25 protein-coding genes and 1 riboswitch are annotated in these 24,366 nt (G+C 41.4%); of the genes, 8 read left to right on the top strand and 17 right to left on the bottom strand.

The window, feature by feature from the left end:
* Positions 1-186 precede the first annotated feature (186 nt).
* Positions 187-1,428, bottom strand: a complete 1,242-nt coding sequence (gene fabF / locus AC0KTX_RS04605; RefSeq protein ID WP_474251063.1) for a beta-ketoacyl-ACP synthase II — start codon at positions 1,426-1,428, stop codon at positions 187-189.
* Positions 1,429-1,493: 65 nt separating this feature from the next.
* Entirely contained in the window at positions 1,494-2,426 is a 933-nt protein-coding gene (locus AC0KTX_RS04610) for a beta-ketoacyl-ACP synthase III (RefSeq protein ID WP_474251064.1), read from the bottom strand.
* A gap of 166 nt (positions 2,427-2,592) precedes the next feature.
* Between AC0KTX_RS04610 and AC0KTX_RS04615 the strand changes: the two genes are divergently transcribed.
* On the top strand, positions 2,593-2,859 hold the full coding sequence (locus AC0KTX_RS04615) for a hypothetical protein (RefSeq protein WP_474251065.1): 267 nt from the start codon (positions 2,593-2,595) through the stop codon (positions 2,857-2,859).
* Positions 2,860-2,920: 61 nt separating this feature from the next.
* Here the strand turns inward: AC0KTX_RS04615 and AC0KTX_RS04620 are convergent, their stop codons facing one another.
* From AC0KTX_RS04620 to AC0KTX_RS04630, 3 genes are all read right to left on the bottom strand, one after another.
* On the bottom strand, positions 2,921-3,871 hold the full coding sequence (locus tag AC0KTX_RS04620; RefSeq protein WP_474251066.1) for a BMP family ABC transporter substrate-binding protein: 951 nt from the start codon (positions 3,869-3,871) through the stop codon (positions 2,921-2,923).
* A gap of 171 nt (positions 3,872-4,042) precedes the next feature.
* Positions 4,043-4,849: a hypothetical protein gene (locus AC0KTX_RS04625; RefSeq protein WP_474251067.1), complete on the bottom strand. Its 807-nt coding sequence runs from the start codon at positions 4,847-4,849 to the stop codon at positions 4,043-4,045.
* An 89-nt stretch (positions 4,850-4,938) separates the two neighbouring features.
* A complete protein-coding gene (locus tag AC0KTX_RS04630; protein ID WP_474251068.1) occupies positions 4,939-5,676 on the bottom strand; it encodes a hypothetical protein in 738 nt (245 codons plus the stop codon).
* Between the two features lie 147 nt (positions 5,677-5,823).
* On the opposite strand from AC0KTX_RS04630, the gene AC0KTX_RS04635 reads away from it, so the two are divergent.
* Positions 5,824-6,015, top strand: a complete 192-nt coding sequence (locus AC0KTX_RS04635) for a YjzD family protein (protein WP_474251069.1) — start codon at positions 5,824-5,826, stop codon at positions 6,013-6,015.
* 35 nt (positions 6,016-6,050) lie between these two features.
* On the opposite strand, the gene clpB is transcribed toward AC0KTX_RS04635, so the two are convergent.
* The 11 genes from clpB to AC0KTX_RS04690 form a co-directional block, all read right to left on the bottom strand.
* Complete coding sequence (gene clpB, locus AC0KTX_RS04640; protein ID WP_474251070.1) at positions 6,051-8,639, bottom strand: ATP-dependent chaperone ClpB; 2,589 nt, start codon at positions 8,637-8,639, stop codon at positions 6,051-6,053.
* A gap of 112 nt (positions 8,640-8,751) precedes the next feature.
* Complete coding sequence (locus AC0KTX_RS04645) at positions 8,752-8,931, bottom strand: YjzC family protein (RefSeq protein ID WP_474251071.1); 180 nt, start codon at positions 8,929-8,931, stop codon at positions 8,752-8,754.
* A gap of 393 nt (positions 8,932-9,324) precedes the next feature.
* Complete coding sequence (gene argF, locus AC0KTX_RS04650; protein WP_474251114.1) at positions 9,325-10,269, bottom strand: ornithine carbamoyltransferase; 945 nt, start codon at positions 10,267-10,269, stop codon at positions 9,325-9,327.
* Positions 10,269-13,340 carry a carbamoyl phosphate synthase large subunit gene (locus tag AC0KTX_RS04655; RefSeq protein ID WP_474251072.1) on the bottom strand — a complete coding sequence of 1,024 codons (3,072 nt, stop codon included), beginning with the start codon at positions 13,338-13,340 and terminating at the stop codon, positions 10,269-10,271. Before AC0KTX_RS04655 ends, argF begins: the two co-directional genes overlap by 1 nt.
* A complete protein-coding gene (locus tag AC0KTX_RS04660; protein WP_474251073.1) occupies positions 13,333-14,394 on the bottom strand; it encodes a carbamoyl phosphate synthase small subunit in 1,062 nt (353 codons plus the stop codon). Before AC0KTX_RS04660 ends, AC0KTX_RS04655 begins: the two co-directional genes overlap by 8 nt.
* Positions 14,395-14,489: 95 nt before the next feature.
* A complete protein-coding gene (locus AC0KTX_RS04665; RefSeq protein WP_474251074.1) occupies positions 14,490-15,647 on the bottom strand; it encodes an acetylornithine transaminase in 1,158 nt (385 codons plus the stop codon).
* Positions 15,644-16,456, bottom strand: coding sequence for an acetylglutamate kinase (gene argB / locus AC0KTX_RS04670; RefSeq protein WP_474251075.1), 813 nt, complete (start codon positions 16,454-16,456; stop codon positions 15,644-15,646). Before argB ends, AC0KTX_RS04665 begins: the two co-directional genes overlap by 4 nt.
* Complete coding sequence (gene argJ / locus AC0KTX_RS04675; protein WP_474251076.1) at positions 16,419-17,651, bottom strand: bifunctional ornithine acetyltransferase/N-acetylglutamate synthase; 1,233 nt, start codon at positions 17,649-17,651, stop codon at positions 16,419-16,421. The genes argB and argJ overlap by 38 nt, the downstream gene beginning before the upstream one ends.
* Positions 17,652-17,674: 23 nt before the next feature.
* Entirely contained in the window at positions 17,675-18,712 is a 1,038-nt protein-coding gene (argC, locus tag AC0KTX_RS04680; RefSeq protein ID WP_474251077.1) for an N-acetyl-gamma-glutamyl-phosphate reductase, read from the bottom strand.
* Between the two features lie 351 nt (positions 18,713-19,063).
* Positions 19,064-19,372, bottom strand: coding sequence for a metal-sulfur cluster assembly factor (locus tag AC0KTX_RS04685; protein ID WP_474251078.1), 309 nt, complete (start codon positions 19,370-19,372; stop codon positions 19,064-19,066).
* A gap of 66 nt (positions 19,373-19,438) precedes the next feature.
* Positions 19,439-20,212 (bottom strand): alpha/beta fold hydrolase, encoded by a 774-nt coding sequence (locus AC0KTX_RS04690; protein ID WP_474251079.1) that lies wholly within the window; start codon positions 20,210-20,212, stop codon positions 19,439-19,441.
* A gap of 104 nt (positions 20,213-20,316) precedes the next feature.
* Between AC0KTX_RS04690 and AC0KTX_RS04695 the strand changes: the two genes are divergently transcribed.
* Together AC0KTX_RS04695 and AC0KTX_RS04700 are read left to right on the top strand one after the other, a co-directional pair.
* Entirely contained in the window at positions 20,317-21,126 is an 810-nt protein-coding gene (locus AC0KTX_RS04695) for a Cof-type HAD-IIB family hydrolase (RefSeq protein ID WP_474251080.1), read from the top strand.
* Between the two features lie 89 nt (positions 21,127-21,215).
* Positions 21,216-21,356, top strand: coding sequence for a hypothetical protein (locus AC0KTX_RS04700; protein ID WP_474251081.1), 141 nt, complete (start codon positions 21,216-21,218; stop codon positions 21,354-21,356).
* A 91-nt stretch (positions 21,357-21,447) separates the two neighbouring features.
* Here AC0KTX_RS04700 and AC0KTX_RS04705 read toward each other — a convergent pair whose 3' ends face one another.
* Positions 21,448-21,915, bottom strand: a complete 468-nt coding sequence (locus AC0KTX_RS04705) for an S-ribosylhomocysteine lyase (protein WP_474251082.1) — start codon at positions 21,913-21,915, stop codon at positions 21,448-21,450.
* A gap of 278 nt (positions 21,916-22,193) precedes the next feature.
* Here AC0KTX_RS04705 and AC0KTX_RS04710 point away from each other — a divergent pair, with 278 nt between their 5' ends.
* The 4 genes from AC0KTX_RS04710 (at position 22,194) to AC0KTX_RS04725 (ending at position 24,063) form a co-directional block, all read left to right on the top strand.
* Positions 22,194-22,589: a hypothetical protein gene (locus AC0KTX_RS04710; RefSeq protein ID WP_474251083.1), complete on the top strand. Its 396-nt coding sequence runs from the start codon at positions 22,194-22,196 to the stop codon at positions 22,587-22,589.
* A 279-nt stretch (positions 22,590-22,868) separates the two neighbouring features.
* A complete protein-coding gene (locus AC0KTX_RS04715; protein WP_474251084.1) occupies positions 22,869-23,168 on the top strand; it encodes an HPr family phosphocarrier protein in 300 nt (99 codons plus the stop codon).
* Between the two features lie 59 nt (positions 23,169-23,227).
* Entirely contained in the window at positions 23,228-23,542 is a 315-nt protein-coding gene (locus AC0KTX_RS04720) for an HPr family phosphocarrier protein (protein WP_474251085.1), read from the top strand.
* Between the two features lie 29 nt (positions 23,543-23,571).
* Complete coding sequence (locus AC0KTX_RS04725; protein WP_474251086.1) at positions 23,572-24,063, top strand: YajQ family cyclic di-GMP-binding protein; 492 nt, start codon at positions 23,572-23,574, stop codon at positions 24,061-24,063.
* A gap of 118 nt (positions 24,064-24,181) precedes the next feature.
* A riboswitch (SAM riboswitch) is annotated at positions 24,182-24,306 on the top strand.
* The last annotated feature ends 60 nt before the right edge of the window (positions 24,307-24,366 follow it).

Raw genomic sequence — 24,366 nt, forward strand, 5'->3', positions numbered from 1 at the left:
TTCTTTACCATATTCAAAAAAAGGAAGAGGTTTTGTGTTTTCGCCTAAATTAAAAGATGGAAAGTCAGCTTTTTTCCTTGTGAAAAGATGAATTTTGATCATATCTTAATGGCGATCGAAATTGATGCGAAACATTTGCAAAAAAAACCGATGCTGCCTCATACAGGCAGCATCGGTTTATTCTGGTTATCCTTCATATTTTTTAAAGACAAGTGTTGCATTATGCCCGCCAAATCCGAGCGAATTGCTCATCGCTGCGCGCACTGTTTTTTGCTTTGCCGCATTCGGAGAATAATCCAAATCACAATCAGGATCCGGCGATTCATAATTGATCGTCGGCGGAATGATGTTTTCTTTCACTGCCAGCACGGTAAAAATTGCTTCAACACCGCCTGCTGCTCCAAGTAAATGCCCTGTCATTGATTTTGTTGAGCTCACGGTTAAATTGTAAGCATGGTCTCCAAACACGCTTTTAATGGCGAGCGTTTCAAATTTATCATTATACTCCGTGCTTGTTCCATGGGCATTAATATAGTCAATATCTTCCGGCGTTAAACCGGCATCTTCAATGGCCATTTTCATAGCTCTTGCTCCGCCTTCCCCGCCGGGAGCAGGTTGTGTAATATGGAACGCATCACCTGTTGCACCATATCCAGCAAGTTCTGCGTAAATCGTCGCCCCGCGTTTCAAAGCATGTTGAAGCTCTTCGATGACAATGATGCCGGCGCCTTCGCCCATCACAAAACCGTCACGGTTTTTATCAAACGGGCGGCTCGCCGTTTTCGGATCAGGGTTTGTCGATAATGCTTTCGCAGCACCAAAACCGGCGAAAGCCATTTTAGTTAATGGCGCTTCCGTTCCTCCCGTAATCATGACGTCGGCATCGCCTCGTTGAATTACTTTAAAAGCATCGCCAATCGAATTTGTACCGGTTGCACAAGCGGTTACTGTACAGGAGTTCACCCCTTTTGCACCTAATGCAATCGACACTTGGCCTGCCGCCATATCAGGAATCATCATCGGTACAAAAAAAGGACTGACTCGTCTCGAGCCTTTTTCCATAAACGTTTCAAACTGCTGTTCATAGGTTTCCATCCCGCCGATGCCTGAACCGATCCAAACACCAACGCGCTCTCTATTTTCATCTGTAATTTTTAATCCGGCATCCTCCACCGCCATGAAAGATGCCGCCAAGGCAAATTGCGTGAACCGATCCATTCTGCGCACTTCTTTGCGATCAATAAAGTTTTCCGGTTGAAACCCATTGATTTCGGCGGCAACTTTGGCCGAAAACAATTCTTTATCTACCCTAGTCAATTCGCCAATCCCAGAAACGCCTTTCAACGCGTTTTCCCAGCTTTCTTTTGCAGTTAGTCCGAGCGGAGTTACAGCTCCAACGCCCGTCACGACTACTCTTCGTTTTTCCATGAATATAGCACCTCACCTTTTTCGGATAGTTACGAAAAAAATGAATTCATTTTCATCACCAGTTGCTATTTTCCCCATTTTAACGCAATGGCGCCCCAAGTTAAGCCTCCGCCAAAGCCGACCATTACGATGATATCGCCATCTTTAATTTTACCTGCTTTCACTTCTTCATATAAAGAAATTGGAATGGAAGCGGCGGAAGTGTTTCCGTATTTATGAACCGTTTTGGACATTTTTTCAACCGGCAGTTCAAGGCGCTGTCTGGCTGCTTCCATAATGCGAATATTGGCTTGATGTGGAATGAGAAAATCAACATCTTCTTTTGACAACCCGGCTTTTTCCAACACATTGATGCTTGACTCGCCCATTTGCCGCACCGCAAATTTAAATACTTCACGCCCATTCATTACAATGTGGCCATCCTCATATAAATGCTTGCCGCCGCTGCCGTCCGCTCCTAATTCAAAGGACAGAATGCCTTTATCTTCGCTTACTTGCCCCATTACAACGGCGCCTGCACCGTCTCCGAACAAGACGGCTGTGGACCGATCCTCCCAGTTGGTGATTTTGGACAGCTTTTCCACCCCAACCACTAGAACATTTTTGTATACACCTGTTTCGATAAATTGTTTTGCTGTTACCATCGCATACATGAAGCCGGAACAAGCCGCACTTATATCCATTGCAGCAGCGCGTTTTGCACCGAGCTTTTCTTGAAGCACACATGCCATGGATGGAAATGATTGATCAGGTGTAACAGTTGCAACTAAAATCATATCAATCTCTTCAGCTGAAAGATTCGCATCTTTTATGGCTTCAAGTGCGGCTTTTACTCCCATGTCCGACGTTTTCATATCATCCGGTGCAATTCTCCGTTCTTCGATTCCAGTTCTCGTCCGAATCCATTCATCAGAAGTATCCATGATTTTTTCTAAGTCATGGTTTGTAACGATGTTTTCAGGTGTATAACAGCCGATGCCGACGATTCCAGCTTTCATACAGCACATCTCCTTTAGACAAATATTAACAGCAAATATTATGACTTGGTACTAATTTTATCTTATTTTTTTCTGAAGATCAACACGAATGATTGGTCATAAGTCCATGCAATCCTGTATTTCATACATAAACATACTATAGAGAAAAAAGAAAGCGGGGATGTTCATGGATCATCAGCCTGAAAAAGAGGTGAAAAAAGAACAGCCGGATTTTTTCAGCCAATTAATGTTCGGAGCACCAATTCAACCTATTGAAAGTGAAAGCGGGGATCATAATAGGAAAAAGGAGAGAAAACAGCAAAGCAATCATATTGATTATTCAAAGTTAATGGAACAGGTGGACGACATTGTCACGAAACTAGTGGAGCTCAAACCCGTCATCAACGAAATATCACCGATCATTGGCCAAATAAAAAAATTTTTTAAAGAGTAAATGGGATGCTTGCCAATCTGCATCCCATTCCTCATATCTTGACGGAGAACCTTTATAGCCCCTATTCGTTCGGCAATTTTCCTGTCTTTTTATATTCATCCACAAGCTTTAGCAATTTATTTTTAAAAGGTTTATCCACCAGCGGGCTAAACTTTCCTAAATCAATCACATGATCTTGAAAATCAAAAAATAAATTCCCGTTCTCCAATTCCCCTTTATTAAATTTTTTTGCCACCAATAAATAAAGCTTATCAACATGTTGTATTGTACTGGTCAAAACCGCTTGAGACCCGAGGTCGCTTTGATCGGAAACATAGCCGATGGAATAAATTCCTTTTTTCTTTACTTGTTCTATGACAGGAACGTTATATCTGTCGCCTGCAGGATATACAACGTCTACTTTTTTTTCAATTAATGTATTCAACTCTTGCAAAGCTAAATCGACCTTGTCAAAGCCGCCGACATATTCAATATGGACGTTGACGTTCGGATTTTCATAAAGTGCACCTTGATAAAATCCTTCTGTTTCCGGCTGCCATTCAAACGCAGCAATGATTCCGACATGATTTGTCTTGGTCATGTGTGCGGCAACCATTCCAGCGAAAAATCCCATTGCATGCGCTTCAAAGTTTAAACTTGTAACATTTTTCCCTTTGGCATCGCCATTGAAAAAAACAAAATGAATATCAGGATATTCATCTTGAATCTCCCTAAAAAAATTTTGATATTCACTTCCATGCCCAATGATTAAATTTACACCTTTTTCATGGAATTCTTCAACCGCTTGTTTTACGGTCGCTTCAGAATTGATCCCTTCCTTATAAAAAACATCAACCCCAAGTTTCGATTGGATTTCCAATAAGCCTTTGTAGCCTTTTGTTCCCCAAACCTGGTCATTGATTGTCTCTGGAACGAGCAAGCCTACTTTTTTTAAGTTTCCTTCCTTTGGCACTTGTCCACAACCGACAAGCAGCAAAAAAAGAACGAAAATCATGATCATATTCTTGTTCATTCCATACAACTCCATCCTTTCCTCTTTTAAAATGCTTTTTTGATTCTTTACAGCAAAACGAACGAATCTTTTATTTTTCAACTTTCGTCGGCGTCGATTTTTATCGAAAAATGTCAAATCAATAAATCCACTTTATATTTTGCTATACAAAAGGATTGAAGTAAAGACAAATTATTCTTCCAAATCCAATATTAAGGAGATTTCAGCGAAAAAATCATCCAATTTTTTTAATGACGTTTCGATATTCGCTTTTTTTCTTGGAACTAAAACCTTCATTTCCTGAGCAGGAGGGGGGCTGTACGAATAACGATCCAACTTGAGAAAATCCATCACTTTTTTCACTCGTCCCTCATCATTCGAAGAAATGAAAACATTTTTTTCAAAAATAAGCTCGTCGTCTATTTCCAGCAAAATTTGAATGACTTCCTCAATATGAAGAAGGTCGCAAATAAATACGTTCTCATTTGCGTTTTCCGTTTTCTCAAGCATACATTTTGTCATCCAATGATTGAGCGGCTGCCAAGCGCCAAAAACGGTTGGTACATGAACAAATAAATGGGGCATTCCTAGTTCTTGCAATTGTTGTTCCAGCTTGCATTTCAGTTGATCATCGCAATATTCGCAAGAAAACAAAAAAATAATAGGCGCCTCTTTCTTTTCTAAAACTTTTATCGTTTTTTCAAATCGTTTCCCCGTTTCATTTCTTCCTGAATGCTCAGTAAAAGTCTCGCAATCATAAATCAAGCGGTATTTGCGCCCAATGATGTGTTCAAGCCAATCATCCCGGTGCCATAAACGGAAAAAAGCGTTTCTCCCGAGCCACATCATTTCTTCCTCAGCCAATTTTTTTTGCCGCACATCTTTCGGTTCAATGAACACACCGTCTACTTCCCATCCTTTTTCCAAATACTTCATGCCTAAATGAAATCCGATAAACTGCTGAACACCAATGATCAATATTCGTTGTACAACTGACATCAAATCCCTCCATACCGAAAACTGGTATTGTATCGTATGCAAAAAAAGAAAAGATTAGTCCTAAATACAAATGTACGATCGGACTAATCCTATAAAATCTTTTCTTGTTCTTTAAAGAAATGTTTGATCATTTGCTGAATCCGATCAAAGTCTTCTGAAAAATGAAATGTTAATTGTATTGGAGCGTTTATATGCTTTCTCCATTCTTCGTATTTTTTGCTGTGTAATGTATATGCATAATCCCCCCCGTTCATCCTTTGCCATATCCGAACAGGTATGGTTGCTTGAAAATCATCGATTTGGGCAAAGGAATACTGACTAACTTCCGATTCGTCCAGTTTGTAGGCAAGAGAGAGTTCTTTTATCAATTGTTTATAGAAAAATTTATTTTCCTTTTCTTGCTGCAAATGAGCAGTTATATCAAGGCAAGGATTCATCATTGCGGTTGAACGAATATGCTCCGGTATTTCTTCCATCAAGCGCAAAGCGATGAGCGCCCCCATACCTTCTGACAGAATATGAATCTTCTTGTTTAAAATTTCTTGTTTCATGACCAGGTGATAAAGCTGTTTCGCTAAAAGCATTGCATCAGGGCTCCCCCAATGCCTTCCGTAAAGATTGGAATTAAACAATGTATACCCATTAGATCTTAAAGTATTCAAAAGCTTTCGGCGTCCGTAATGTTCAAGCCAGTAGCTTGATTTGCTTTCGACATAATGGTTTCGATCCCCTATTATAAAAATGCCAAATCCATTTGGTTTTTCCGGCAGATGCAAACAATTCCATTCACCTTCAATTTGAAAAAATCTCTCTGTGACCCCTTCCATTTGCCCACCACCTTTCCTTCGGTTCATCTTTTTATAATGTATGTGCGATATGTTGAAATGGATAGAAGAACCCTTGAAAAAAATCAAGGAACAACCGTTTTCATCAGAATTTTTCTATGATAATATAAATGAAGAAGAATGAATGAGGTGAAGAAAGTGAGATATGCAGCAACATTTTTTTGGACATTTTTATTAATCAATATGGCAAGTTATGTCATATCTTCAATGACCGGAAGCGAATTTCATGTTTCGACCGCTGCTGTCATTGCTGTCATTTTTTCCGTGATTCTTTTTGTCATCGCCGAGTTGATCCCAACGGAGGCTTCCCAAGACCATTAATTTAAAAACCCTTCCCAAAAGCGGGAAGGGTTTTTTCATTTTTTCTTTAAAATGATCTTTTCATTTTCAACGTCGATCGTCACATGGTCGCGGTCATGAATCGTTCCGGCGATGATTTCTCTTGCAAGTTCAGTTTCAACATATTTTTGAATAAACCGTTTCAGCGGGCGGGCTCCATATACCGGGTCAAATGCCCTTTTCGCTATATATTCTTTTGCCTGATCCGTAATGGCGAGGATAATCGACTTATGTGAAAGGCGATCCTGAAGCTCTTTTAACAGTTTTTGCACGATCCCTTTCACTTCTTTCATCGTCAATGGCTTAAATAAAATCGTATCATCGATTCGATTCAAAAATTCCGGGCGAAAATGCATGGTGAGTTCATCCATGACTTTGTTTTTTGCTTCCTCTGTGATTTCCCCTTCGTTATTTACCCCGGATAGCAAATAATTGGACCCGATGTTGGATGTCATGATGATCACCGTGTTTTTAAAATTGACCGTTCTCCCTTGCGAATCGGTCATTCTGCCATCATCAAGCATTTGCAGCAAAATATTGAACACTTCCGGATGAGCTTTTTCTATTTCATCAAGCAAAATGACGGAATAAGGGTGCTTCCGGACGACCTCCGTCAATTGTCCGCCTTCTTCATATCCGATATAACCGGGAGGTGCGCCGATCAGCCTTGATACGGAGTGCTTTTCCATATATTCAGACATATCAATTCGAACTATTTCCTCTTCGCTGTCAAAAAGCGTTTCCGCAAGCGCTTTGGCTAGCTCCGTTTTCCCGACTCCTGTAGGGCCTAAAAACAGGAAAGAACCAATCGGTCTGTTCGGATCCTTGATGCCGGCTCGCGCCCGCAAAACGGCATCCGCTACTAATTCAATGGCTTCATCTTGGCCAATGACGCGTTTTTTTAATGTTTGTTCAAGTTTTAAAAGCTTTTCGCGTTCCCCTTCGACAAGCTTCGCAACAGGTATGCCAGTCCATTTTGCCACAATGCCGGCAATTTCTTCTTCGGTTACTTCTTCGCGGAGCATTTTATTTGTTTCTTTTCCTTGCATTTCTTCTTCAAGCTGCTTGATTTGTTTTTCAAGCGCCGGAATTTTTCCGTGGCGCAGTTCAGCCGCTTTATTTAAGTCGTATTCATTTTCGGCATCGATCAAATCTCTGCGTGCTTTTTCCAAATCTGCTCTTAACCGTCTTAACTTTTGAATGCCTTCCATTTCAATTTGCCATTTTGCTTTCATTTCGTCCGCTTTTTCTTTTAAATTGGCAAGCTCTTTTTGCAGTTCTTTCAGCCTGATTTGGCTTATTTCATCTGTTTCTTTTTTCAATGCCGCTTCTTCTATTTCAAGCTGCATCATTCTTCTCGTCACTTCATCAAGTTCGGCGGGCATCGAATCCAATTCAGTCCGGATCATTGCGCATGCCTCATCCACTAAGTCAATTGCCTTGTCAGGAAGGAATCGTTCGGTAATGTAGCGGTTGGAAAGCTCGGCTGCCGCCACAAGCGCTGAATCATGGATTCTTACGCCGTGATGGACTTCAAAACGTTCTTTCAACCCTCTTAAAATGGAAACGGTGTCTTCCACTGTCGGTTCACTTACCAGCACTTGCTGAAAGCGGCGTTCCAATGCCGGATCTTTTTCAATATATTTGCGATGTTCATCCAGCGTTGTCGCCCCGATGCAGTGCAGCTCGCCTCTAGCAAGCATCGGCTTTAACATGTTTCCGGCATCCATCGCACCTTCCGTTTTGCCGGCACCGACAATCGTATGCAGCTCATCAATAAATAAAATAATTTTGCCATCGCTTTTTTTGATTTCCTGCAAAACAGCTTTTAACCGCTCTTCAAACTCGCCGCGGAATTTCGCTCCCGCAACGAGCGAGCTCATATCAAGGGCAAAAATCGTTTTATCCTTCAATCCTTCCGGAACATCTTTCCGAACAATTCTGTGGGCAAGCCCTTCCACAATGGCCGTTTTTCCGACACCTGGTTCACCGATCAACACCGGGTTATTTTTTGTTTTCCGCGACAAAATTCGGATCACACGGCGAATTTCTTGATCCCTTCCAATAACAGGGTCTATTTTTCCTTCTTTCACTTCTTTCACTAAGTCGCGTCCGTATTTTGCCAACACTTCATATGTGCTTTCCGGATTAGGTGAAGTCACTCGCGAATTCCCCCTTATTTCCTTTAACACTTTTAGCAGCGCATCTTTTGTCAAACCAAATTGCTGAAAAAGTTCTTTCACTTCTTTTAAATTTGATTGCGAAAACGCCAAGATCATGTGTTCAACGGACAAGTAGTCATCCTGAAAGTTCTTTCGTATGTCATCCGCTTTTGCAAAAGCTTCTGAAAGGGAGCGGGACAAATAGATGTTGGTATTTCCGGACACTTTCGGCTTTTTACGCAATTGTTCTTTAATTTTGTCCTCCATTTGTTCACGAGAACATTGCAATTTTTCCAATATCCTTGGAAAAATGCCGTCTGTCTGGCGGAGAAAGGCCAGCAAAACGTGGAACTCATCAACTTCTTGATTCTCATTTTGTTTGGCAATTTCCTGTGCCTCAAAGACACCGACTTGCAATTTCTCCGTAAATTTGTTCACATCCATACATCGGTCTCCCCTGTTTTGACTTTTTTTGACCTTTTAATTTTATTATAGCTTCTTTCTACATGAAGTAAAGCCATCCGCTATCCGAATGGCTTATCGTTGTTTGAAAATGTTATGGTTTACGCTTATACGTCCAAACCCGATTGTGGTTGGATGTTTCAGGGAATGGATCTCCTGCTTTCAGTTCGATCTTTTTGGGATTCACCACCATCGATCCGGTCTCGCCGACTTCGATATAAATTCCATTGTTAGGCGCTTTTTGTCCAGGCTTGAACTGGCGATTTTGACCCATGAATCATCCCTCCTCAAGCCTATTGTTGCCGCAAAAAAGTATTTTATGTAAAGGAAACTCTGACACTCCTTCGGATAAATTGAGGAACTTTGTGAAAAAGAAAGCAGTTTGATTTTCCGGGGAGTCCTGGTTCGTTGAACTGGAAGTGAGAGTTTACACAATCAATAGTACTTGGCCCTCCTTCTCCGTTTCTCCATTTTTTTCTGGGCGTCGCAACTCTGATAGTTGAAAAACATGTTTCCAAGCTAAACGACTCAAAACAATCAAATAAAAGGCTCTAATTATTGCTTTAAATTGCCCATTCTCTCCTTTCTGCTGCAAATTTTTCTGTTTTTCCCCGATAACTTTCCAAAAATAAAAGAGTCAGTCCAGAAGGCGGCTGACTCTTTCTCCTTATTTTAATATTTCTTTTAAAATCGCTTTTTGCGCATGAAGACGGTTTTCTGCCTGTATAAAGACTGCGGATTGGCTTCCTTCCATCACTTCATCTGTCACTTCCAGGCCGCGAACGGCAGGCAAACAGTGAAGGAAGTTGGCATCAGGCTTTGCCTTTGCCAATAAAGCTTCATTGACTTGGAAAGGTTGAAAAGCCTGCATTCGGGCTTCTGTTTCTTCCTCTTGTCCCATGCTGACCCAAACGTCCGTATAAATGATGTCGGCATCTTTTACCGCATCATCTGGATTGTGACTTAAAGCAATTGTTCCTCCGGTTGCTTGTGCGATTTCTTTCGCTTGATTAAAAATATTTTCATTCGGTTCATATCCTTTAGGGGTGGCAATGACAAAATCCGCGCCGACTTTCGCACATCCGATCATGAGGGAATGGGCAACATTGTTGCCGTCCCCTACATAGACTACTTTTACTCCGGAAAATGTTCCCTTCAATTCATAAATCGTCATTAAATCCGCCAATGCTTGGCACGGGTGATATAAGTCGCATAAACCGTTGATAACAGGGACTTTTGAATATTCGGCAAGCTCTTTAACCCGATTATGATCAGTCGTCCGGAGAAGAATGCCGTCGACATAAGAAGACAACACTCTCGCTGTATCGGCGATTGTCTCGCCACGGCCGAGTTGCAAGTCTTTTGGCGAAAGAGATAGCGCATGCCCCCCTAATTGCAGCATTCCCACCTCGAAAGAAACGCGGGTGCGCGTAGAGGATTTTTCAAAAATCATGGCCAACGTCTTCCCGCTCAGAGCGTCGGAAATCGGGTTTTGTTTCAAGTTCAATGCCACTTTAAGCAAATATTGAATTTCTTCCAACGTAAAGTCCATCAGTTTTAATACGTTTCTTCCCGTTAATCCTTTTGATATTTCAATGGTTGACTGACTCATCAACTTATTTCTACTCCTTTATTTGTCAATTCGTGTAATGAAACAGGCGTGTAATCCGAAACCGAACACGCTTTTAAAAACTCAAGAAATGAAGCTTCTTCCGTCAACACAGCAATTCCCCGCTCCAACACTTTCTGCCGTCTTTCTTTTGCTTGGGCGCTATTATCCGGGTTGTAATAAAGCGCGGCTTCTTTTCGTTCAATCCAGCTTGCAAAATCGTCATTTGCCAGCTTGAGATCACGAGGAACTGCTGCATTCAGGACACCATCGATAAAAATGCCGTTTTCTTCAATTGGGAACAAGTGGTCAAATACTTTTCGCATCGCTTCTTCCACAGTTTTTCCGATGCACATCCCTTCGCCTGTCGATTTCATTTCAGGCCCCAGCTTCATATCAACGTCTGAATGGGCATGCGTTGAAAAGACAGGGTATTTCACAGCGACAAAATGATGATCTGCTTGTTGAATTGATAAATCCGGCAGCGATTTTCCGTCTAAAACCGTTGCTGCCAACTCAACGAGAGATATACCGGCAATTTTGCTTACAATTGGAACAGTCCGGCTCGCTCTTGGGTTGACTTCAAGCACATAGACTTTTTCTTTATCAATTAAAAATTGAATGTTCATGATCCCTTTATATCGTAAATGTTTAACCATTCTTTCGGCATAATCGGCCATTTTCGCTTTCGTCTCTTCAGACAAATAAACAGATGGAAAAATGGCGAAGCTGTCGCCGGAGTGAACGCCGGCCGGTTCAATATGTTCCATGAAACCTGGAATATAGACGTTTTCACCATCCGCAACTAAATCGACTTCAGCCTCCTTCCCATGCAAAAACTCATCCAAAAGGAGCGGGAAGTGGTTTTCTTCTGCTTGTTCCACCAACTGTGCAAGCTCCTCTTCGCTTTCCACCTTTACCATTCCTCTTCCGCCGATGACATAGGAAGGCCGCAATAAAATCGGAAATTGAAGCTTTTTAGCCTCCGTCAGCGCCTCCTCTTTTGTATGCGCCACCGCGCCTTTAATATGCGGTATGTCTGTCTGATCCAACAGTAAATAAAATTTTTCCCTGTCTTCTAAAATGTCGAGCAGCTCTGATGTTGTACCAAGCAGCTTGACACCTGCATGTTCAAGCTTTTCCGCCAAGTTGATGGCCGTTTGTCCGCCAAATTGAACAATCGTAACATCAATTCCTTCATTTTCAATCACATTTAAAATATGTTCCACCGTCAGCGGTTCGAAATACAATCTGTCAGCTGTTTCATAATCGGTGCTGACTGTTTCAGGATTGTTATTGATCATGATGGCATCATATCCAAGTTTTTGCAATGTATGAATGCAATGGACAGCACTGTAGTCAAACTCAACACCTTGACCGATGCGGATTGGCCCTGAACCGATCACAAGCGCCTTTTTCTCGCCTTTTGTCGGAACAGCTTCATTTTCACCTAGATAGGTGGAATAAAAATAGTTCGTTCGGGCTGAAAATTCGGCCGCACACGTATCGACCATTTTGAAGATCGCATGAATCCCCCAATCTTTGCGAAGCTTGCGGATCTCTTTTTCCTCTTTCTTTAGCCAATAGGCGATCGACCGATCGGAAAACCCGAAATGCTTTAATTGTTTTAAAAATTCCCGCGAAAGTGGTTCTGTTTTTATTTTTTGTTCCAATTCAATGAGATGGTGAAACACATGCAAAAAATAATAGTCCATTTTTGTTTCTTTATGCAGACGGTCTAACGAGATTCCTCTTCTTATCAATTCCAGCAATATGAAAAACCGTTCATCGTCCGCATTTGAAAGCCGCTTGAGAAGCGCGGACTTGTCTTCTTTCGCCAGCTTCGGCAAGTAAAGGCCAATATTGGATAATTCCAAAGATTCCACCGCTTTTTGCAAAGCAGCCTCCATCGTCCGTTCGATCGCCATCACTTCGCCGGTTGCTTTCATTTTGGTTCCAAGCTTTCGATCCGCTTTTTGAAATTTATCAAACGGCCAGCGAGGAAACTTAACGACAACATAATCCAGCGCAGGTTCAAAGCTGGCATATGTTGACATCGTCAACGGATTTTTCAATTCGGCCAATTGATACCCGACCGCAAGCTTTGCAGCCATTCTGGCAATCGGATAGCCCGTTGCCTTTGAAGCGAGGGCGGATGACCGGCTGACCCTTGGGTTAACTTCAATGACATAGTATTGTTTGCTATATGGATCAAGCGCAAACTGGATATTGCAACCTCCGATTACCTTTAGCGCATCGATAATTTTGAGAGCGGCTTTGCGCAGCATTTGATATTCTTCATCTGTTAATGTTTGTGAAGGGGCAACAACAATCGAATCTCCCGTATGAATTCCTACCGGGTCAATGTTTTCCATGTTGCAGACAGTAATGCACGTTCCTTGTGAATCACGCATCACTTCATATTCGATTTCTTTAAAACCGGCAATACTTTTTTCCACAAGCACTTGATGGATGGGGCTCATTTTTAAACCATTTGTTACGATCGAGACAAATTCTTCCTGATTATAAGCAATTCCTCCGCCTTTTCCGCCGAGTGTATAGGCAGGGCGAATGATGATTGGAAAGCCGATTTCTTCAGCAAATTGCAGTGCGGATTGAACATCCTCAACAATTTTACTTTCAGGAATCGGTTCTTCTAATTCCATCATCAGCTTCCGAAAAAGCTCCCGATCTTCCCCTTTTTGAATGGACTCAACGGATGTCCCAAGTAATTTAACGCCGTATTTTGCCAAAATTCCCGCCTGATCAAGCTGCACTGCCAAGTTTAACGCTGTTTGTCCCCCAAGCGTCGCCAATAGGCCTTGAGGACGTTCCTTCGCAATAATTTTTTCAATGCTTTGAATAGTCAGCGGTTCTGAATAAACCGCATCGGCAAATTTCGTGTCTGTCATAATCGTTGCCGGGTTGTTGTTGACTAGCACAACCTCAAAGCCTTCTTCTTTTAATGCAAGGCACCCTTGAGTTCCGGAATAATCAAATTCAGCCGCTTGGCCGATGATGATCGGCCCTGAACCGATGACAAGAATTTTGTTTAATGACGTGTCCTTAGGCATAGACTTTTTCTCTCCCCGTTGCTACGTATGATTCTAAAAACTCATCAAAAATAAAATCGGCATCTTCAGGTCCCGGATGGGCTTCAGGATGAAATTGCACCGATAAAACTTTTAACGTTTCATGCTCAAGCCCTTCAACAGAACCGTCATTGACATTTGTATAGCGCAGTTTAAGCGAAGTTCCAGTCAAGCTTTCGCTGTCAACGACATAGCTATGGTTTTGCGATGTCATAAATACTTTTCCCGTCTTTTGATCAACAACTGGATGATTGGCGCCGCGGTGACCGAATCGGAGTTTTGTTGTGTTTCCTCCAAAGGAAAGAGCGATCAATTGATTTCCTAAACAAATGCCGAGGGTCGGATACTTCATCATTAATTTTTTTAATAATGGAAAATAATCGTTCATTTGCTTCGGATCGCCCGGTCCGTTCGAGAGAACGATGCCGTTAGGGTTTAAATCAAACACCTTTTCCATTTGATGAAACGGAACGACAGAAACTTTACATTCTCTTTTTAGCAATGAAGATAAAATCGATTTTTTAAAACCGAAATCAATTAGTGCGATATGCGGACCGCCATCGCCATATGTTTCAATTTCGCTTCCGGACACTTCGCGGATCGGAAAATCGGACAGTTCTTCCTCGCTGTATACGGGTTTTGCTGAAATAACCGCATATTGCGAGCCTTTTGAACGGATCTGCTTCACAACCGCCCTCGTATCAATATTGGTTAAATATGGGATGTTCCATTTTTCCAAATATTCTTTCAATGAATGCTTCGCTTTGTAATGCGAGTAATGTTCAGTTAGTTGGAAAAGGATCACCCCTTTTACTTGCGGTTTTTTGCTTTCAAAATCTTGATCATTGATGCCGTAATTTCCAATTAAAGGATAAGTAAAAACAACGATTTGGTCTTTATAGGAGGGATCCGTCAATACTTCCTGATAACCGGTCATTCCTGTATAAAAAACAAGTTCGCCCTTAATAGGAGAAATGGTCTCACCTAGTGTTCCTTCAAAAACCACCCCATCCGGTAACACGAGATAACCTTGCATAAACAAACACCTCTTTGATGTATATTAAACAACAATGTACAATCCAGAATTTTCTAATACAATGAATGGCGCAAACAATGCATGCTCTTTCTCTTTTACAAAGAGTAGGCTGTATCCTTTTTCATGACCGATGACAAAATGTCAAGAGCCAAGTCGATTTCATCGTTTGCCACCGTAAGCGGCGGCAGCAGCCTTAAAACGTTAGATCCTGCCGGCAGCGCTAAAAAACCATTTTGCCGCAATGGAGCCAGTACGTCATTGACATTTGTATTTAATTCAACTCCCAGCAGCAACCCTAAGCCGCGGATCGATTTGACAATCGGCGCATCCCGCAAACATTCCGTTAACCCATAAAACAGCCTGTTTCCTTTTTCTTCGACGCCTTTTAAAAAGCTTGGATCAAATATTGTGTCGAGCGTTGCTTTTGCAGCTGCCATCGCTAAATAATTGCCGCCAAACGTTGATCCGTGGCTGCCCGCCGAAAAGCTGTTGATCAGCTCTTTTTTCCCGATCATGGCGCCGACTGGAAAACCGCTTCCTAATCCTTTTGCGACTGTAATGATGTCCGGGGAAAGGCCGTAATGTTGATAGGCAAATGCTTTACCAGTGCGGCCGATGCCTGTTTGCACCTCATCGATAATGAAAAGGGCTTCAAGTTCTTTGCATTTTGCTTCCACCGCTTGTAAAAATTCTAACTTCGCCGGAATCACTCCACCTTCTCCTTGCACGACTTCAAGCATGATGGCGGCGATGTCATCCCCTTGAAGCTTTGCGACCGCATCCGGGTCATTGTAAGGCAAATATTCAAATGTCGGCACAAGAGGTCCAAAGCCATTATGGACTTTTTCTTGCGCTGTGGCCGTCATGGTTGCAAATGTTCTGCCGTGAAATGATTTGTAAAAGGTGACGATTTTATGTTTGCCTGTATGTTTTCTCGCAAGTTTAATCGCCGCTTCGTTCGCTTCTGCGCCGCTGTTGGCGAAAAACACTGCATCGCCGCATGAATGCTCCACCAATTGTTTGGCAACTTCTTCTTGCAGCGGAATATAGAATAAATTAGAAACATGCCAAACTTTTTCAAGTTGTTCTTTAACGGCATCCGCTACTTGCTTTGGACAATGGCCTAAATTGCAAACAGCAATACCGGTAACAAAGTCTAAATATTTTTTTCCTTCTGCATCAAAGACGAAGCTGCCTTCCGCTTTTTCAATTTCCACATTCCATTTCGCATAAGTCGGAAATAAATAACTCATTCGACCACGACCTCTCGGTTTTTTATCAATTTTGTCCCAATCATTTTTCCGTTCTGTAAGATCCGGGCATGCCCGTTTACGATCATCACATGTTCAAGCTGATCAGAAAGTGCGGATAAAGCTGCTTCCACTTTCGGGATCATGCCGCCATAAATGACACCTCTAGCAATCCATTCCTTAATCATCGTTTCCGTTGCTTCTTCCACAAGCTGACCTTCATGCAAAATGCCGGGAACATTCGTCACAAATACGAGCTGTTCAGCTTTTACTTGTTCAGCAATGGCACCTGCGGCGAGATCGGCATTAATGTTTAATTTTTTCCCGTCTGCCGTCATTCCGATCGGTGAAATGACCGGAACAAACCCTATGTTTAAAATCGATTTTAAAAGTTTGTCATTGATATGCTCCGCTTTGCCGACATACCCAAGGTTTTCTTTATCAACAAAAGAGGCGGTGATTAATGCGCCGTCGCAACCGGAAAGGCCGAGCGCGTTCAAATGGCGTTGCAGTAAACGTGTGGTCAGTGTTTTATTAACTTTTCCTGAAAGAATCATTTCGACAACTTCGAGCACTTCTTTTGTTGTTTTACGCATGCCGTTGTAAAATTCGCTTTTGATGTTCAGTTTGTTCAGCATATCGTTAATATCTGGGCCTCCGCCGTGTACAATGATGACATGTTTTGTTTCTAAAAGCTCCTTCAAACTGTCAATAAAATCGTCCGATAACTGTTCAAGCATGCTTCCGCCGAGTTTCATGACAACAATCGGTTTCTCAAGTTCGATAGCTGGCATTGATTTTGACGTAGTCATAAGTTAAATCACATCCCCATGCTTTTCCTTCTGCTTCGCCGCTGTTTAAAATAACGGTAATAGCAATTTCGTCCCCGGATAAATACTCTTTCGCCTCTTCCTCCGAAAAAGGAACTGGCAATCCGTTATGAAATAAAAGCAACTGTCCTAGATAAACAGTTATCCGATCCGGATCGATATCAGCCCCGCTGTATCCAGCAGCACACACAATTCTTCCCCAGTTGGCATCTTTTCCATAAACCGCCGTTTTGACAAGGGACGAACCGACAATCGTTTTGGCAATAATGTTTGCTTCTTTTTTCGTTTTGGCCCCTTTTACTGTCACTTCGATGAGTTTCGTTGCCCCTTCACCGTCTTTGGCAATTTGTTTTGCCAAATCTTCGCAAACTTTTTTCAAGCCTTCTTTGAACACCTTCCATTCTGGATGGTCTTCTGAAAGCGGTGAATGCCCCGCCTCACCATTCGCCATGACGAGAACCATATCATTTGTTGATGTATCTCCATCAACCGTTATTTGATTAAACGTCACATCAATAACCTCGCGCAAAACATTTTGCAGGGCCTTCGCTTCCACATTGGCATCCGTTGTGATAAAACCAAGCATCGTCGCCATGTTCGGATGAATCATGCCGGATCCTTTCCCCGCTCCTGCAATGATGACTTTCTTACCATCAATCACAAGTTCATAACAGGATGACTTCGGAAACGTGTCTGTTGTTAAGATCGCCTCTTGAAAGTCATCTGCCCCCTCTTTTGAGGCTATGTAGCCAATATTTTTAATGCCGAAAGCCACTTTTTCCATATTCAAGTATTCACCGATGACACCTGTTGAAGCTACGGCAATGAGATGTTCCGCAACTCCCAGTTTCTCGGCCGTTAATTTACGCATCATAAACGCATCTTGCAAACCTGTTTCACCCGTGCAAGCATTGGCGTTTCCGCTATTGACAATGACCGCTTGTATTTTGCTTTCTTTTGCTATGCTGTCTTTTGTCGCTTGGATAGGTGCTGCTTGAAAAGCGTTTTGAGTATATACAGCTGCCGCATTCGCTTTAGTCGAACTGTAAATGATGCCGACATCTTTTTTATGGGTATATCGGATGCCTGCTGCATATCCTCCTGCATAAAATCCTTTTGGCGTCGTAATCGATCCGTTGTCAACTTTCTTCACGTAAGCATCCACTGTTTTCGTCAACTTGGTGTCCCCCTCAAAAACGATTATGGATATACAGGCAATAGAGTTAATCCTTCATTTTCCGCAAAATCTGACATTACATTAAAGTTTTGCACCGCTTGGCCAGCAGCACCTTTCATTAAATTGTCAATGACAGAAACGACCGTCAACCGATTGGTTCGTTTATCAAAATCGAGCCCGATGTCGCAATAATTCGAGCCATACACTTCCTTCGTGCTTGGGAACGATCCATTTTTGCGAATTCTTACAAATGGCGAATGGGCATAAAATGTTTCATATAAATCTATCAATTTGGAAGTATTCCATTCTTCCAATAATTCGATATACATTGTTGCCATGATCCCTCTTGTCATTGGCACCAAATGCGTACTGAACGAAATACAGCCAATTTTTTCATCCAAGTGATGAAGTTCTTGCTCAATTTCGGGAATATGTTGATGTTTGTGCACTTTATAAATTTTAAAGTTGTCTTGGATTTCCACAAAGCTTGTGGCAAGCGAAGCACTTCGCCCCGCCCCTGATACTCCTGATTTGGCATCAACAATAATGGAATTGGGCTTGACAATCCGTTCTTTTGCAAGAGGAGCCAACCCAAGCAGCGTAGCCGTCGGATAACAGCCGGGATTTGCAAGAACTTTTGCCCCTTTAATTTTTTCATGGTTAAGCTCCGTCAATCCGTAAACAGCTTCCTGCAAAAGTTCATCCGGTGCAGGCGCTTTTTTGTACCACTGTTCATAATCAGCTGCGTTTTTCAACCTTAAATCTCCGGACAAATCAATGATCTTTACATGATCGCTGATAAGCTTCGGTGTTAAGGAAGCCGAAATACCTGACGGCGTCGCCAAAAAAACAACATCGTTTTCTTCTTTCACTTGTTCCGGAATGAGCGGTTTTAATTCTCCCCCGTCTATATGATTCAAATGGGGATATTCTTCAATGTAACTCTTTTTTTCTTGCGAAGATGTATATAAATGAATGTTCTCAACATATCGATGATTGGCTAAAATGCGGTAAAGCTCAACGCCGCCATACCCCGTTGCTCCAATAATGCCTATATTCATTGTCCATCACCTTCAATTCGCTGCGTTAAATTAGTTACCATTATAATACTGTATAAAAATAAAATCAATTGTATATTTATAATTTTTATAAAAAAATCACGCTTAAAGTGCCTTTCATGCCAATACACGTTGCGTCCGCCAAAACTTCACGTTGATTTTAAAAGATATAAAAAATCCCATGAAACCTGTATTCTTGCCTATTTACTGCTTTGAGCGACATTCAAAAAACAGCAGCGGGAGATTTTAATGCAGCGATTGATGCATAAATGCAATTAGCTGCTTCACCGTCAAAAAAAAGAACTGGCGCTTTTTCGCCAGTTCTTTTCCTTATCTTATCAAATGCCTCTTGCCTTATTGGATGCCCAATGCAATTTTGGCATATCGCGACATGCGGTCTTTTGTCCAAGGCGGGTTCCAAACAATGTTGACATCGACATCTTTTATTTCCGGAATGCCATCAAGCGCTGCTTTAACTTGTTGGACAATCGTACCTGCAAGCGGACAGCCCATTGCCGTCAAAGTCATCGTTACTTTCAGAACCCCTTCTTCATCCAATTCCAAGTCATATATTAACCCTAAATTGACAATGTCCAAGCCAAGCTCCGGATCAATCACCTGTTCAAGAGCTCCCATAATATTTTCCTTTAGCGCTTCATCCATATGGAAACACTCCTTTTTTTATGATTACTTTTATTATAACGAACTACATGTCATTTTAAAAATTTCCTACTTTAAATGCTTTACAAACCAGTTGACGGCCAGCAACACCCCTTTTCGGGATACTTTATGCCCTGCTTGTTCTTCGACAAAAAATTTCAGATTTTCTGGATTTTTTGCATACAACGGCTTAATTTCCTCATAAAACCGGTATGTAGGCTGAAAAGGAACTACTTGATCTTTCATCCCATGCCAAAAGAAAAGCGGACGGTTGTTCAGCGCTTCTTTATGCTGTGAAAGATCAAAATCATACAATGCTTTAAACTGTTCCTCGATTTCTTCCTCCGTGACAGGAACATTGTGTCCTTCTTGTCGATAAGTGTCGATCAAATATTGAAAAAATTCTTGAAAATTAGGACTGCCCATCAGGCTGGCGGCAGCTTGAATCCACGGATATTGAGTGAGCGCCCCGAGCGTGGCGATTCCGCCCATTGAAGTTCCGAAGACGCCAATTTTATTTTCATCAATTAATCCTTTTCCTGCAAAATCATTTTTCAGCCATTCAAGCTCTTTTATCACATTCAAAACAATTTGCCAAAAGCGTACGGCTAATTCCATCTCAGAAAGGTTTTCATCACGTTCGCCATGGTAGATCGCATCCGGCAAAACGACACGAAAACCTTTTTCTGCCAAAAGATAGGCAATATGCAAATTATCTTCCTTTGCATTTGTAAAACCGTGGATAAATATAACAAAGGGAAGTCTCCTTTGCGCCAATTCTTCCCTGTAAACGTGCAGGGCAGGAATATTGGCTGTTTGCATGTGTTCTACCACAACCTTCATAACGGGGCTCCTTTCATTAATTTCCGCTAAAATTAGTTTAACATGTAGACAACAAAGATGGAAAAAAGATACACTAATAATAAATAAAAAAATGAGGAGTGGCTATGACAAAACAACATTTAATCGCACTGGATCTCGACGGAACTTTGTTAAAAGATGATAAAACCATTTCTCCTTTTACGAAAGAAGTTCTCAGAAATGCGCAAAATGAAGGCCATATCGTTTGCATATCAACGGGAAGACCGTTCCGAACAAGTAAAATGTACTATGACGAATTAAACTTAACTACCCCGATCGTCAATTTTAACGGCGCTTTTGTCCACCATCCTCTTGATGATGGCTGGGGAGTATATCATACAACACTGGATGTCAATGTTGTGAAAGATATTGTCGAAATTGCAGAAACATTCCATGTTCATAACATTTTAGCCGAAGTGCTTGATCACGTCTTTTTGCATTATCATGATGAACAATGGCTTGATATTTTCAGTTTGGGGAATCCAACAATTGAAATCGGCAACTTGAAAACCACTTTAAATCAAGATGTAACGAGCATTCTAATTCATTCCGATGAACACAACATTCAGCAAATTCGCCAATATTTAAATGACGTCCACGCTGAAGTCGTGGACCATAGAAGTTGGGCCGCCCCTTGGCACGTTATTGAAATCATCCGTTATGGCATTAATAAAGCCGTCGGCTTGGAGAAAATTGCAAAATATTACAACATCCCAAAAGAACGAATCATTGCATTTGGAGACGAAGACAATGATGTGGAAATGATTGAATATGCCGGAATAGGGGTTGCCATGGGAAACGCCATCGAACCGCTTAAGGAAATTGCCGATGAAATAACATTAACAAATGAGGAAGACGGGGTGGCAAAATTTTTAAAAGAAGCGTTGACACTGTAAAGCAAATTTCCAAGAATACGATCAGGAATGCGAGGGAAACATAACATGGACGCTATGTGGCGTCAAAACGATTAAGGGGGCTTTAAACTTTGGGCAAACGGAATAAATCGAAACGTTTTATTCAGCAAGGAAAAGAAACGGTCGCACGACACGCTGAAAAGTTTCCATACCGCATGACGTTTGCCGAAGCGGAAGCGTTAGCAAAGCAAGAAACGAATATTCGCACATAAAGCCAAAACCCTTCGCATTTTTCAATTCTAAATAAAAGAAATCGGCTTATTGGCCGATTTCTTACTGCTTCAATTTAAAAAAAAGACGACGTTATTTTGCAAAAACTTCCTTCCATTCACTTCGTTTTGCCAGCATTTCCGAAGCAAGTTCCTTTGCCCCTTCAAGGCTGTGGCTTGCCGCCCAGCCGCATTGCACTTCATTGCAGGCCGGAACTTCATCTGCCGCCAACACATCTTTCAATGTTTTTTCAATCGCTTCCAAAATGCTTTCGTAATCTTCATGATTTAATACGGATAAATAGAAACCCGTTTGACAGCCCATTGGGCTTAAATCAACGACATGACCTAAATGGTTGCGGATGTTTTCGGCCATTAAATGCTCAAGGGAATGAAGAGCAGGCATTTCCATATGTTCCTTGTTGGGCTGTTTCACCCGGATGTCGTATTTATGAATGACATCGCCTTTTTCACCTTGAATAACGCTTGCCAAACGGACATAAGGCGCTTTCACTTTCGTGTGGTCAAGGTTAAAGCTTTCCACATTCATTTTTTTCAGCATGATGGTCCCTCCTTTTTTTTACGTCCATTATAACATTTATAAAACATTTTCCTTAACAAAAGTTTGTACGTTTTGTCGTCTTCGGAAAAGAAGAAAATTCTCCATTACAAATTCGTTAGTTATTTTCTCACAACAGGTAATCCGATTTTTCAGCTCAACCGATCACACATTTATCTTCTCTTGATCATCGAATGAAAATGTGTCTTTTCCTTCGTTTATATACCCTTCCAATGCAAACAAGCTTTCATATAGTGTTAGTAATTCAAAATAAGGGGGTGATGAACATAGCAGTTTTATATTCAACAGGACCTATTGAATTAGATGGATCCAACACAAGACAATTTATTGTCAAAATATTAAACAACAGTCCAAAGGATACCGCAACCGGCAAAGTTAGAGTCTTTTCCTTGAACGGCGGAAAAAGCCGTATAGCCAATCCAACATTTTATATTCCTCCGTTGTCTTCCGACTTTTTTTCCTTCGATGTAAAAGACGAAGCTGAAGTTGAATTTCAAATCAGGGTGGATTCCCTAAACGGCGCTACAAACGAACAAATCACATCTTTTGTATTGCCTTCTGTATGGGGAAAAAATCCGGGTGGTGTTCCACAGACAGAACACCGTCTTGTTACGGCCGAAATTCGAATTGTCCGTCCGATCGGAGATTCCGAGTAACGGAAGGGGATAGGCTGTCCGTTTAGCGGACAGTCTATTTTTAGCTGGTTGGCGGAAGAGAGCCGCATAAAACCCAAAAAGTGCTTACATAGACAACCGATTTTTTTAAAGTCTTTAAAACATTTTGTCCAAATAACCTTTCATAAACTTCATAGTCTTTGCAACAGTCAAAATTTCAAACCTATTCTTTGTTTGGAAGAAGAAATGACGAACAAATGGAATTCTCATTTGCCTCTATGTAAGATATCTGTAAAAACGTAAATGTAAGAGGTGTCAAAAATGGAGAAACATGAAATTTCCATATATCTTACGGAAGAAATGGATCCGGAATATGTTATTTCCCTTGTCCACGAAGCCGTCAAGTATAACAGCTACATTCTGTTCCGCACAAAAAAATTTCAGTTAAATGCCAAAAGCATTCTAAGCATGCTCGGTTTTGCCGCTTTTTTAGAAGGTCGAGTGCGCATTGTTGCTGAAGGCGACGATTCATTGGAAGCAATAAAAAATTTGCAAGCCTTTCTCTCCCCAAAATGTTCTGAAACAACTTCCGCAGCAAAAATCCATTCAATTTTAAAATGATGGAAACTGTCGGCAACATTTGCCTCCTAACAACATATCAATCATGATGAGGTGAAAAAATGATTGAGAAAACGTCCATTTTCCAAAATGATATAGCGTTCAACAAGTGCTACGCCAATGTTTTTGTCAAACAAGCGAACCGATTTGAATCAACGATTACCGTGAAAAAGGACGATACAACAGTTGATGGCAAAAGCCTCCTAGGGCTGCTCACCCTTAACTTGAAAAAAGGCGAAAAACTTTCGATATGTGCAAAAGGCGCCGATGAACAGGAGGCAGCCGCCGCCCTCGTCAGCTTGGTTGAAAATTGGTTTACCGTCTGCCAGAAAAGCTTAAAAAATGTTGTTCAGCTGCCTCCGATTCACTATAATTGATATAAATCACATAGCTTGGAGGTAAAACGTTGGCAAAGGAAAATTCATTTGACATTGTATCTAAAGTGGATATTGCGGAAGTGACGAATTCCATTCAAATGGCGCAAAAAGAAATTGCTAACAGGTATGATTTTAAAGGATCGAAAAGCGATATTTCCCTGGAAAAAGATGAACTTGTCCTCATTTCCGATGACGAGTTTAAACTGAATCAGTTAAAAGATGTTCTAATCGGGAAAATGATTAAGCGCGGTGTGGCCACCAAAAACATTCAGTACGGAAAAATCGAAAAGGCCGCCGGAGGCACTGTCAGACAAAGAGCAAAACTTGTCAACGGAATTGACAAAGAAAACGGCAAGAAAATAAACGCTCTTATCAAAAAGACCGGACTAAAAGTAAAAAGCCAAATCCAGGACGACCAAATCCGGGTAAGCGGCAAAAACAAAGACGATTTGCAAAAAGTGATCGCAGCGGTAAAAAGCGCCGACTTGCCGATTGACGTTCAATTCATCAATTTTCGTTAAATGATCCTGCCCGTAAAACAGAAGTTTTTTTGAAAAAATAAAAAAATTATATTGATTATTCTGATAGAATCCGTTACATTATGATTAATCCTATATAACTAATTGAATATGTAAATGATTCTTATCAAGAGAAGCGGAGGGACTGGCCCGATGAACCTTCAGCAACCGGATTACCCAGTAGAAAACATTGGGTACCAAGGTGCTAAATCCAGCGATGCGCAAAGTGCGCTCGAAAGATAAGAAGAAGGGGAAATTGCTCAAAAAGTCTTCTTCTTAGAAGGCTTTTTCTTTTTATTAGAGCAA

The organism is Aeribacillus sp. JST-2, assembly GCF_056032925.1.

Bases quoted from the DNA above. Each gene is read 5' to 3' on its own strand.
- fabF (WP_474251063.1), bottom strand. From the start codon at position 1,428: ATGGAAAAACGAAGAGTAGTCGTGACGGGCGTTGGAGCTGTAACTCCG.
- AC0KTX_RS04610 (WP_474251064.1), bottom strand. From the start codon at position 2,426: ATGAAAGCTGGAATCGTCGGCATCGGCTGTTATACACCTGAAAACATC.
- AC0KTX_RS04615 (WP_474251065.1), top strand. From the start codon at position 2,593: ATGGATCATCAGCCTGAAAAAGAGGTGAAAAAAGAACAGCCGGATTTT.
- AC0KTX_RS04620 (WP_474251066.1), bottom strand. From the start codon at position 3,871: ATGAACAAGAATATGATCATGATTTTCGTTCTTTTTTTGCTGCTTGTC.
- AC0KTX_RS04625 (WP_474251067.1), bottom strand. From the start codon at position 4,849: ATGTCAGTTGTACAACGAATATTGATCATTGGTGTTCAGCAGTTTATC.
- AC0KTX_RS04630 (WP_474251068.1), bottom strand. From the start codon at position 5,676: ATGGAAGGGGTCACAGAGAGATTTTTTCAAATTGAAGGTGAATGGAAT.
- clpB (WP_474251070.1), bottom strand. From the start codon at position 8,639: ATGGATGTGAACAAATTTACGGAGAAATTGCAAGTCGGTGTCTTTGAG.
- AC0KTX_RS04645 (WP_474251071.1), bottom strand. From the start codon at position 8,931: ATGGGTCAAAATCGCCAGTTCAAGCCTGGACAAAAAGCGCCTAACAAT.
- argF (WP_474251114.1), bottom strand. From the start codon at position 10,269: ATGAGTCAGTCAACCATTGAAATATCAAAAGGATTAACGGGAAGAAAC.
- AC0KTX_RS04655 (WP_474251072.1), bottom strand. From the start codon at position 13,340: ATGCCTAAGGACACGTCATTAAACAAAATTCTTGTCATCGGTTCAGGG.
- AC0KTX_RS04660 (WP_474251073.1), bottom strand. From the start codon at position 14,394: ATGCAAGGTTATCTCGTGTTACCGGATGGGGTGGTTTTTGAAGGAACA.
- AC0KTX_RS04665 (WP_474251074.1), bottom strand. From the start codon at position 15,647: ATGAGTTATTTATTTCCGACTTATGCGAAATGGAATGTGGAAATTGAA.
- argB (WP_474251075.1), bottom strand. From the start codon at position 16,456: ATGACTACGTCAAAATCAATGCCAGCTATCGAACTTGAGAAACCGATT.
- argC (WP_474251077.1), bottom strand. From the start codon at position 18,712: ATGAATATAGGCATTATTGGAGCAACGGGGTATGGCGGCGTTGAGCTT.
- AC0KTX_RS04685 (WP_474251078.1), bottom strand. From the start codon at position 19,372: ATGGATGAAGCGCTAAAGGAAAATATTATGGGAGCTCTTGAACAGGTG.
- AC0KTX_RS04690 (WP_474251079.1), bottom strand. From the start codon at position 20,212: ATGAAGGTTGTGGTAGAACACATGCAAACAGCCAATATTCCTGCCCTG.
- AC0KTX_RS04695 (WP_474251080.1), top strand. From the start codon at position 20,317: ATGACAAAACAACATTTAATCGCACTGGATCTCGACGGAACTTTGTTA.
- AC0KTX_RS04705 (WP_474251082.1), bottom strand. From the start codon at position 21,915: ATGCTGAAAAAAATGAATGTGGAAAGCTTTAACCTTGACCACACGAAA.
- AC0KTX_RS04710 (WP_474251083.1), top strand. From the start codon at position 22,194: ATGAACATAGCAGTTTTATATTCAACAGGACCTATTGAATTAGATGGA.
- AC0KTX_RS04715 (WP_474251084.1), top strand. From the start codon at position 22,869: ATGGAGAAACATGAAATTTCCATATATCTTACGGAAGAAATGGATCCG.
- AC0KTX_RS04720 (WP_474251085.1), top strand. From the start codon at position 23,228: ATGATTGAGAAAACGTCCATTTTCCAAAATGATATAGCGTTCAACAAG.